The organism is Lawsonibacter sp. OA9 (assembly GCF_022440585.1).
On the sequence record NZ_JAKNTI010000023.1, the window covers coordinates 1 to 9,560 of the forward strand.

General features: G+C 46.0%; 9 protein-coding genes and 1 pseudogene. All 10 read right to left on the reverse strand.

Features of this window, described 5'->3' with window-relative positions; genetic code table 11:
• Positions 1–273, reverse strand: a pseudogene (locus tag MCG44_RS14420) (hypothetical protein); the annotation flags it as partial.
• Positions 274–328: 55 nt separating this feature from the next.
• Positions 329–1,297 (reverse strand): ABC transporter permease, encoded by a 969-nt coding sequence (locus MCG44_RS14425; RefSeq protein WP_240288937.1) that lies wholly within the window; start codon positions 1,295–1,297, stop codon positions 329–331.
• A complete protein-coding gene (locus tag MCG44_RS14430) occupies positions 1,284–2,795 on the reverse strand; it encodes a sugar ABC transporter ATP-binding protein (RefSeq protein WP_240288938.1) in 1,512 nt (503 codons plus the stop codon). The genes MCG44_RS14425 and MCG44_RS14430 overlap by 14 nt, the downstream gene beginning before the upstream one ends.
• An 18-nt stretch (positions 2,796–2,813) precedes the next feature.
• The gene (locus MCG44_RS14435) at positions 2,814–3,842 is read right to left on the reverse strand and encodes a zinc-dependent alcohol dehydrogenase (protein ID WP_240288939.1); all 1,029 of its coding nucleotides are present in this window, start codon (positions 3,840–3,842) and stop codon (positions 2,814–2,816) included.
• 203 nt (positions 3,843–4,045) lie between these two features.
• Positions 4,046–5,050 carry an AraC family transcriptional regulator gene (locus tag MCG44_RS14440; RefSeq protein ID WP_240288940.1) on the reverse strand — a complete coding sequence of 335 codons (1,005 nt, stop codon included), beginning with the start codon at positions 5,048–5,050 and terminating at the stop codon, positions 4,046–4,048.
• Positions 5,051–5,217: 167 nt separating this feature from the next.
• A complete protein-coding gene (locus MCG44_RS14445; RefSeq protein WP_240288941.1) occupies positions 5,218–5,856 on the reverse strand; it encodes a corrinoid protein in 639 nt (212 codons plus the stop codon).
• A gap of 103 nt (positions 5,857–5,959) precedes the next feature.
• Complete coding sequence (locus MCG44_RS14450) at positions 5,960–6,772, reverse strand: methyltetrahydrofolate cobalamin methyltransferase (RefSeq protein ID WP_240288942.1); 813 nt, start codon at positions 6,770–6,772, stop codon at positions 5,960–5,962.
• A gap of 29 nt (positions 6,773–6,801) precedes the next feature.
• Positions 6,802–7,767, reverse strand: a complete 966-nt coding sequence (locus MCG44_RS14455) for a transketolase family protein (RefSeq protein WP_240288943.1) — start codon at positions 7,765–7,767, stop codon at positions 6,802–6,804.
• Between the two features lie 14 nt (positions 7,768–7,781).
• Positions 7,782–8,621, reverse strand: coding sequence for a transketolase (locus tag MCG44_RS14460; RefSeq protein ID WP_240288944.1), 840 nt, complete (start codon positions 8,619–8,621; stop codon positions 7,782–7,784).
• A gap of 192 nt (positions 8,622–8,813) precedes the next feature.
• Positions 8,814–9,560, reverse strand: a 747-nt coding sequence (locus MCG44_RS14465; protein ID WP_318653913.1) for an NAD-dependent malic enzyme, incomplete at its 5' end; no start/stop codon positions are given.

Consider the following 9,560-nt stretch of genomic DNA (forward strand, 5'->3'; position numbering starts at 1 on the left):
CCAGGTGTACTCTTCCTCTCCGCTGGGCGCATATTCCTCCGTGTAGGCTACTTCCCAGTCTCCGAGTGTCTCCTCCGATGCGGCCTGAATCTTGTCCTCCGAAACCTTAATATCTGTCTCCACCTTACCTGCACCGCCTGACGCTTCCGTCCCCTCACTCAATGCCGGATCATCGCCTGGCGAACCACCCGCCGTTCCTGCCGAGCCGCCAGAACACCCCGTCATGCCCAGCACCAGTCCCATTGTCAAAAGCACTGCCAAAAGTTTCTTCATTTTCGTCTTCCTCCTGTTTTTTTATTTGTAAAATAAATTGAATTTGTAACCTTCTCTACCCCTTCGACCTTGATTTGCGGACCTGAATATCAATGATAACCGCCAGCATGACCAGAAGGCCCAGTACAATTTTCTGATAGGAGGCATTGATATTCTGCAGGTTCATAAAGTTCTTGATAACACCGATGATCAGAGAACCGACAATTGTGTTTACGATGGTTCCCGTGCCGCCTGACATGCTGGTACCTCCGATGATAACAGCCGTGATGGCATCCATCTCATAGCTCTCGGCAGCGGCCGGCTGACCGGAATTCATGCGGGACATCAGCACGATACCTGCAATGCCTGACATCACTCCGGCAAACGCAGCCGCAAAAAACTTCGTAAAACGCACGTTGATCCCGGAAGCTCTCGCTGCAGCTGTATTGCCGCCGACAGCGTACATGGCGCGTCCAATAGGGGTCCACGAAAGAATATAATATGTAATTAAAAGTATAAATGCCATGATAAATACCGGAAATGGAATCGGTCCGATATACCCCTGTCCGATGAACTGGAAGGCAGCTCCCAGGTTTGAATAGTTCTGACCACCGGTAAACGCCATGATCGCACCTTCTGCAACCATCATTGATGCGAGTGTTCCGATAAACGGCGGGATATCGAAAACGGTGATGACAAAACCGTTGAACGCCCCGAATAAAAAGCCTGTCAGTATACCTACGGCAATTGCCAGAAACAGATTACCGGTTACCAGGACCACGTATGCTGAGAGTGTACCGGCACATGCTAGGACACGCGAAGCCGAGAGATCGATCATACCGCAGATAATCATCAGCTGCTCACCGCAGGCCATGATCGTAATAACAACAATCTGTCTCAATATGTTTCTGACATTCATTCCGGACAAAAACGACCGGTTCCACACCGAAAATATAATGAACATCAGCAAGAACACAAGAAATATACCAAATCTGTTATAAAATTCACCAATACTAAACTGTTTTTTTTCTCTACTCTTTTCCATGAACCGCCGCTCCTCCTAACGCAAAACTCATAATTCTCTCCTGCGAGAAATCTACCCGTGCAACCTCCCCGGTTATTCTTCCTTCTGCCATAACGAGCGTCCGGTCACACACACCGATGATTTCAGGAAGCTCCGAGGAGATCATGATGACCCCTGCACCCTGTGCAGCTAAATCGCACATAATCTTATAAATCTCATATTTGGCGCCAACGTCGATTCCCCGGGTTGGCTCATCCATGATAAAGACCAGCGGATTCTGAAGAAGCCATTTTGCAATAACCACTTTCTGCTGATTTCCACCGGAAAGGCTCTGCGCCTCCGTATGGATTGTAGGTGTCTTGATCGCAAGTTTTTTCTTCATCTCTTCCGCATCCTTCCGCTCCAGTTTCTTGTTGAGCAAAAAACCACTGTAGCGTTTCAGATTCGGCAGCCCGATATTTTCAGCAATCGAACGGATCAGCACAAGCCCTTCCAGTTTTCTGTCTTCCGACAGCATGATGATCCCTTCCTTTATCGCATCCGATACCTTTTTGATCCGGACCTGCCTGCCATCGATATAGACCTCCCCGGTTTCATGCGGATCGAGTCCGAAGATTGCCCTCACCACCTCTGTACGTCCCGCCCCCACGAGCCCTGCCATTCCCAGAATTTCACCTCTGTGCAAAGTAAATGACACATTTTGAAATGCCTTATGCCGGGTGAAGTTTTTGACTTCAAAAAGTTTCTCCCCTATGCCGGTGTTTTTGACCGGATAGACATTATCCATCCTGCGCCCAACCATTTTGGTGATAATCTCCTCCGTGGTCAGTTCATCGACTCCATGTGAAGATATCACTTTGCCGTCCCGTATGACTGTCACTCTGTCCCCCACCTGTTTAATCTCCTCCAGTTTGTGGGAGATATAGATTATGCTGATTCCCATTTTTTTCAACTTATGTATCTGTTCATGCAAAACTGCGACTTCTGATTCTGTGATGGAAGATGTCGGTTCATCCATGATGATCACCCTGGCATTGACTGAAATGGCTTTGATGATCTCCATAATCTGCATATCTGAAACCGTGAGCGACCGCATGATGCGTCTCGCGTCATAGTGAAATCCAAGCTCGTCGATAAGCTTTTGGGCCTCTTTCACCATACGTTTTTTATCCACTGTTCTGGGACCGCGTGTCGGTATCCGACCCAGGAAAATATTCTCTGCGATTGTCAGATCCGGAACCGGATTCAACTCCTGGTGAATCGTCGCAATTCCGATTTCCTTCATATACCTGGGATTATGTGTTGTGATTTTTTCCCCGAATACGTAGAGTTCCCCCTGATCTGCGGTATACATCCCATTAATAATTTTGATAAGCGTAGACTTCCCTGCACCGTTTTCCCCCACCAGAATGTGAACACTGCCCTCCTCCACAGCGAAACTGACATCGTCAAGTGCTTTTACGCCCGGGAATGACTTGGAAATACTTTTTAACTCCAAAGCTGTTTTTTTCTTCTCCACCTTATCCCTCCTCAAACACTAGAATCGAATCGCACCTTTTATGTAAGCCGGATCCTTTCCGGTCATAACCTCGAATGCCTCATTGATATCCTCCAGTTTAAATTCATGCGTTACATATTCATCGATCGGCATCACACCGTCAATATAAGCCTGAACCGCGATCTCCCGATCCCTCTCCAGATCCTGCGAATACCAGGGATGGACGGAATGAAGCTGTGCGGATTTGATCATCAGGTTATAACCCGTCTCTGCATCCCACATTTCTGTCTTTCCGTACATGGAGGGGATCAAAATTTTTCCGCCCGACAGTGATCCGAAAAATTCTGCATTTCGTACAATTTTGGATGCAGTCTTAAGCCCCCCCAGGCTTCCGGTAATCTCAATGACAACGTCCACACCGCGATTCCTGGTGACTTCATAGATTATTTCATCCAGATCCTGTTTCTTCGGATTGATCAGCAGCGTAGCCCCGAGCTTTTTTGCATGCTCCAGCCTGCTGTCATCAAAATCTATCGCTATGATCTCTCCCGCACCACTGTTTTTTAAGCCTCCGATCGTCATCAGTCCCATAATTCCACATCCGATGACAGCACAGGTGTCATAAAACTGCGGGTTCGCCGCCCGCACGATATTCACACAGCACTGCATCGGCTCCACCAGACATTTTTCAATGTTTCTGGTTCCCTCCGGTATCCTTGCCATCTGCACTTCTTTCACGATAATATAAGTTGCAAAAGCTCCCTGAAGAAGCGTCGGGCCAGACACATAATCACCTTTTTTAAATTTTTTGATATTCTTCCCCGTCTCAACGACAATACCTATCGGTTCATGACCAAATTCAACCGGATATTGCATATCACCCATGCACATATTGCCATATTTATTGTATATAATATTGGCTTTTCCCATATATACGTTCACATCCGAATGACAGAGTCCGGAAGATATCGTTTGAATCAGCATTTCATCATCGGCAATCTGACGCAGTTCCTCATCAAACAGTTCAAATCTTTTGGGTTCAACTAAAAAAGCAATTGTTCTTTTCAATTCTGTTTTTCCTCCCTGAATATTTTGTCTTTTATTTTAAATATGCATATTTATCTAATAAATAAAGTATATCATTTAAATTTTTGCTTTTTTAGGACGTTTCAAAGATTAACTTGGACTTTTTGCAGATATTCACATTTGTCAATAACCCGGGGCATAAAAAATGGAAGCAATGCTTCATCTGCATCACTTCCATCTCTCAACTATATACTCTTAAAATAACGCGGCGAATACCCAATCACTTTTTTGAACAGCCGGCTGTAATAACTGGGATCATAGATTCCCACTTTTTCGGCTGCCTCCGAAATCATCAGATGATCCTTTTCCATGTGTTCAAGCGATTTTACGATCCTGAGCCGGTTAAGATATTCTACCGGTGCCAATCCGGTCACATCTTTAAATATCGCCCGGAAATAACCTTCACTCCAATAACTCTTCTTAGCCAGCTCTGTCAGGTCTATTTTTTCAGCCAGATGTTCTTCCATGTAGTCGATGACCTGAAAAATCTGTTCCCGTTTGTCATCCTGGTGCTGTGTTAATTTCTGAAGACGTCTCTTCTGAATTCTCTGAAGCATTACCAGAATCATCTGAAGGCAGGCTGATTTCACATTTGCAAATCCCTGCTCTTTTTTGCGCTGCTCGCGCATCATCCGCTGCAAAAGATACTCGGCATCCCGTCGTTCTTCTGTCTCCAGGTGAATGACACCCTGTCTGTTCAGATTATTCTGTCGTGTCTGTTCGTGCCCCTCACATGCAATTTCCGCATAAGCGGAAACATTCTGCAGCAACTCATTCCAGCGTTTTTTCAGTTCAAACTTATCATACGGGATTTTCCGTTCACCGCTGACCTTTTCCAGCATCTGACTGCACTCATCATTTAAACCCTCTCCATAAAACTGACAGTTGATAATTTCAATCGGCATCTGTGTTACATACCCATGGAACTCATGAGGAGCAATCAGAAAGACGTCTCCGGGTATCAGAAGTACATCAACCCCCTGATAACTGTGCACACAGCTTCCCTGTGTCAACAGTGCAAACTCGTAAAATGCATGACTGTGCATGCCGACCGCCAGATGGTTCCAGGTTGTGACAGAAATATTGCTGGAATCCTGCGTCATAAATCTCATATAACCATCCCGCTCCGACATTACCCAACGCTCGGCATCAAACTCCTGCAACGGCACATTTATCTGAAACTTATCCAAATATACCCCCCCCCCCCGCAAAAATAGGTTTAATTATTGGAATTTATATTAAATTATACCATATTTTCTCATAATTTCAACAGATAAAAAATATAAGATTTTAAAAAAATGCCGCGACTTTTTATTGTCGCGGCATCCAAGGTTTGATGATTATTTTTTCAGTTAAATTATTTTACTAATTCTTTTGCAAGAGTAGCTGCTGAAGCTGCATCCTCTGAATATCCATCTGCTCCGATTTCATCAGCAAATTCCTGTGTGATAGGTGCTCCGCCTACCATGATCTTGATGTTGCTTCTGAAGTCTGATTCGTTCAGCGCTGCTACGGTGTCTCTCATGGACGGCATCGTTGTTGTCAGCAGTGCGGACAGGCATACGATCTTTGTATCCGGGTTTGCTTTGTAGCACTCGATGATTTTCTCGATCGGCACGTCTACTCCGAGGTCGATCACTTCGAATCCTGCACTTTCGATCATCATCGCTACCAGGTTCTTTCCGATATCATGAAGGTCGCCTGCTACTGTCGCGATGATCAGTTTTCCCATTGCCCCTGTGCTTCCTGCTGAAAGGTGTGGTTTCAGTACTTCTACACCTTTTTTCATTGCTCTTGCTGCTACCAGCATCTCCGGTACGAAGATCTCGTTGTTTTTGAATTTCTCTCCGACAACTGCCATTGCATCGATCATTCCGCCGTTCAGGATCTCTGTAGGATCACATCCATCATCCAATGCTGCCTGTACTGCCGGTCCAACTAATTTTGCTTTTCCCTTTGCTACTAAATCTGCTACTTCCTGAATTTTTGGTGACATGTTAAATTCCTCCGCTTCTTCATATAATGTTTTGATATTTAAACCGAAGGATAAGTCTTCCTCAAAACTTATCCTCCGATTACATCACCACTGATGTTTTTTATTATGCTTTCTGTACCGGTCCGATCAAACCTTCCCTGTAAGCTCCGATGTATTCCATGCAGTAATCATCCAGTCCCAGAAGCGCCTCTGTCGCATAGATGAGTCCCATCATATCCCTGTTCAGCGGATCAAGGATCGCGCTGTCGAGTCCTGCGTTCATCGCAAGTACGGTGAATCCTAAGTTCACCAGTTTTCTTGCCGGCAGGTTGAAGGAGATGTTGCTGACTGCCGCCGTGATATGTATGGTCGGGTACTGTGCGCGGATCGTGCTGATCACTTCTGTGATCATTGCGATGCCGTCCTCTGATGTACACAGCATTTCGATCAATGGATCAATATGGATCCTGCTCGGATCGATCTTGTACTCTTTTGCTTTCTCCATGATCCTTCCGAATACTTCCAGTCTCTTCTCGGCTGTCTGCGGGATTCCGGTGTCATCACACAGCAGTGCGACTACTTCCCATCCCGGATTTGCCGCTACGATCGGGAACAGCTCATCAATCTTATCACCTTCCATGGATACGGAATTGATGATACCCGGTCTGCTGCAGCACTTGTATGCTTCACTTAACACTTTTGCACTCGGGCTGTCCACTGCGATCGGAAGATCCGTCACGCTCTCCACGAGACCGATCATCCATTTCAGCGTCTCAACTTCCACTGCCTCGTCAACAGATGCACACACATCGATAAATGTTGCGCCCGCCTCTGCCTCTTTTTTTGCAATATCTTTGATCCATTCCTCATCACGTGCGGCGATTGCTTTTGCCATGGATGGAATGGAACCGTTTATTTTTTCACCAATAATAATCATGTTGGGTAAACCCTCCTAAAAGTATTTTCTTATTTAGCCTTACGGGAAATTGCTTTCTTTACTTTTCTCACGATATGATCAGAGGTAAGGTCAAATCTCTCTCTCAGATAATCCTGAGGACCAACTTCACCGTATACATCTTCAACTGCAACGTATTCGACCGGAACTTCCATTTCTGTAGCCAGAGCTTCTGTTACAGCGCTGAACAGACCGCCGATTTTGTTGTGGTTCTCTGCTGTCACAACTGCACCTGTCTCTTTTGCATACTTCAGTGCGCACTCTTTATCAAGAGGTTTTACCGTAAACATATCTACGATGGCAATTTCAACGCCCTCTTTTGCCAGCTCTTCAGCTGCCATGAATGCCTCATGAATCATGATACCCGTTGCAAAGACAACGGCGTCTTTGCCTTCACGCAGAGTGATACCTTTACCGATCGGCATCTCTTCTCCGTCTCCGTAAACTTTTGCAGCCATTTTACGTCCGCAGCGGATATATTTTACGCCTTCAATATCGTTTACCTGATGCAGAACGCTTGTCAGCTGATTTGCATCCGCGATATCGATAACAGTAGCTGTCGGGATCGCACGGTACAGTGCCATATCCTCAAACGGCATATGTGTACCACCGTTGAAAGCTGCACAGATACCTGCGTCAGTTCCGATTACCGTGATATCATTCCCTGTGTATCCTGCAGATAAGAATACCTGGTCGAAACAACGACGGGATGCAAACGGTCCGAATGTATGTGCAATCGGTTTAAATCCCTGAGAAGCCAGCCCAGCTGCGACTCCCATCATGTTGCCTTCTGCGATACCGCAGTTGATCGCTCTGTCAGGATTGGCAGCGCCCCATTTTGCGGTTCCGATACAGCTCATAAGGTCTGCATCCAGATAAATAACGTCAGGATCCTTTTCTGCTAATGCAGGAATCTCTTTTCCAAGAATATCCTTGAATGCGCGGGATTCCATTTCACCATTATATACTATCTTCATCTCTTTCCCTCCGCTTATGCCATAGCAGCAAGTTTTTCATTTAACTCGCTTAACCATTCGTCAAACTTATCAGCGCCTACAGCCATACTATGATTGCCCATAGTCTCTTCGATCTCTTTTACACCTGCACCTTTTACAGTATCCATTACGATGGCATACGGCTTGTCACCGCCCTTTTTCGTATTTTCCAGTGCATCGTAAAGAGCTTCAACATCATTTCCGTTTACTGTCACAGTCTCGAATCCGAATGCAGCCATTTTCGCACCCAGATCTCCTGTCGGCAGTACATCAGCAACATAGCCGTCCAGCTGTTTCTTATTGTTATCAACCAGAACAACCAGATTGGACAGTTTCTTGGCTGCTGCAAACATAAACGCTTCCCAGCACTGTCCTTCATTGATTTCACCATCACCTACGATCAGGAAAGTACGGCTGTCTCTGCCTTTTAATTTATCAGCAAGTGCAATACCATCTGCCAGGGAAGTACCCTGTCCGAGAGAACCTGTGGTAATATCGATACCAGGTGTCTTCTTGCAGTCACAGTGGCTCGGGAAATTTGTTCCAGGCTGATTCAGAGTTTTAATCTCCTCATAAGGATAGAATCCTTTCAATGCCAGTGTTGCGTATATAGCCGGACCTGCATGGCCTTTGGAGCAAACCAGTTTGTCCCTTTCCGGCATTTTTGGGTTTTTCGGGTCTACCGTCATCTGTGATCCGTACAGTACAGCCAGTGCATCACATACACTTAAAGCTCCGCCGATATGACCAAATCCACGGGATTTGATAGACTCAACGGTGCCGATACGAATCTCGGTTGCAAACTTCTGTAAGCTTTTCTTTAATTCAGCATCCATGTTCTTTTCTCCTCAACTATTATTCATTTATTTGTATTCGCTGCTGCGCGCTCATACCTGGTGGTACCGGATTGTCCAGAAGGACAATCCGTAGCAAAATTATTCGCCGCTACGCGCTTGTACCTGATGGAACCGGCTTGTCCAAAAGGACAATCCGTAGCAAAATTATTCGCCGCTACGCGCTCATAATTTTTATATCCTGGCTACACCAGATTTTCTTGCCGCTTCTGCCACTGCTGCTGCTACCGCTTTACCAACGCGTGGATCAAACGGTGCCGGAAGAATGTATTCTTCATTGAGCTCATCATCACTGATCAGGCCTGCGATCGCATCTGCTGCGGCGATCTTCATCTCATCATTGATATCTCTTGCGCGCACATCAAATGTACCGCGGAAAATCCCCGGGAACGCGAGTACGTTGTTACACTGGTTCGGGAAATCACTTCTTCCTGTCGCGATAACCCGTGCGCCGCCTGCTTTTGCATCATCCGGGAAGATCTCCGGAGTCGGGTTTGCACATGCAAAAATGATCGCATCTTTATTCATGGTCTTAACCATATCTGTCGTAACCATACCCGGTGCACTTACACCGATGAACAGGTCCGCACCAACCAGCATTTCCGCCAGAGTGCCTGCTTTTTTCTCGGCATTTGTAATTTTCGCCATCTCTTCTTTGACCGGATTCATGCCGTCTGTTCTTCCTTCGTAGATCGCGCCTTTTCTGTCGCACAGAACCGCATGTTTCACCCCTGCAGAAAGCAGCAGTTTTGTGATGGAAATTGCAGCAGCACCTGCACCGTTGACTACAACCTTGATCTCATCGATCTTTTTGCCTACCAGTTTCAGCGCATTTTTAACGCCTGCAAGTGTAATGACAGCCGTACCGTGCTGATCATCATGGAAAATCGGAATATCACATTTTTCTTTCAGTTTTTTCTC